Here is a 1209-nt window from a genome sequence, read left to right as displayed (position 1 = left end):
GTACAAGCTCTTGAAGCAATTGATGAAGCACTGGCAAAACCAGTTACCGTAGGGGAAATGTTTGCACGAAAAGTAAGCACACTCCAAGCGAAAGACACGTTACTTGATGCCTTAGTCATGATAAGAGATAAACAATTTACCCAAATACCCATATATGAAGGTAATGTTTTTGTAGGCCTATTAACTGCGGTGGGAATTACCTTCTGGCTTGCAAACCATGTCGAAAAAGAGGATATTTCCTGGGAAATGACTATCGAATCCACTCTTCAACATGAAAAAAAGAAAGAAAATCATCTTTTCGTCTCACGAGAGATGTCGATTTTTGAAGCGGAAGAACTTTTTAAAGAGGCAATGGCAAAAGGAAAAAGACTCGAAGCATTGCTGATTACGGACAAAGATGGGCTGGTCGGTATTGTCACGCCGTTGGATCTGATGAAAATTGAAGCGTGATTGAGTTTTTTGTTCTCAATTGTTAGAGCAATTATACAATGGACATCTCATTAAACCTGCTCCGATTGGACGAAAACTCATATTGAATGGACAAAACCTTAAATGGGAGAAGGCTACGCCTCCTCTTGAAAAGAAAAACCCTTCCACGCTGAAGCTTTGGAAGGGTTCGTTGCTTAAATTTCACTCATAACAGCATGTGTATTGCCTTCGCCATCTTTGAAGAAAGCCATCCAGATTTCAATATCGCCCATTTTTCCAACCATGTGGGGTTCATCAATAAAATCTGCTCCCGCTTCTTTCATGGTGCTCACTGTTGAATTCAATTCTTTCACTTTGAAGTACAGCACGGAGCTTGGGTGGTCAAACTCTTTCTTCTCCGGCAAACTCAATAACAAACGTGTTTCTCCACATTGGAAAAACGCCAGTCCATCTGTTTCGAACAGTAACGGCAAGCCGATTACATCTCTGTAAAAAGCGACAGCTCGAGACACGTCTTTTACATTGACAGCAATTTGACCAATGGACTCAATCGATAAATTTTTCATATGTAATTCCTCCAATCCCTCCTTTTTCAATTCGACAGAACGAGTGGAAATCCTGCTGTGGTATTCTTTAGGAAAGACTCGAAAGTTTGATAATAAAGGATGAATTCAAAATCAGGGGGTGAAGAAGTGAATTGGAATTGGAATGAAACGAGCATCACTTTGGCTTATACACCTGCAAATTTAAAGGACTTACTAAATTAGGTATGTAATAAAG

2 protein-coding genes are annotated in these 1209 nt (G+C 39.9%); one reads left to right on the top strand and one right to left on the bottom strand.

The window, feature by feature from the left end; translation table 11 throughout:
* Positions 1-450, top strand: a 450-nt coding sequence (locus AC1DSB_RS19640) for a CBS domain-containing protein (protein WP_477587458.1), incomplete at its 5' end; no start/stop codon positions are given.
* Between the two features lie 173 nt (positions 451-623).
* On the opposite strand, the gene AC1DSB_RS19635 is transcribed toward AC1DSB_RS19640, so the two are convergent.
* The gene (locus AC1DSB_RS19635) at positions 624-995 is read right to left on the bottom strand and encodes a VOC family protein (RefSeq protein WP_016429796.1); all 372 of its coding nucleotides are present in this window, start codon (positions 993-995) and stop codon (positions 624-626) included.
* Between the last annotated feature and the right edge of the window lie 214 nt (positions 996-1209).

The sequence above is a fragment of the Paenisporosarcina sp. P4_E4_2 genome (genome assembly GCF_056401595.1).
This window is presented reverse-complemented; position numbering and strand designations above follow the sequence as displayed.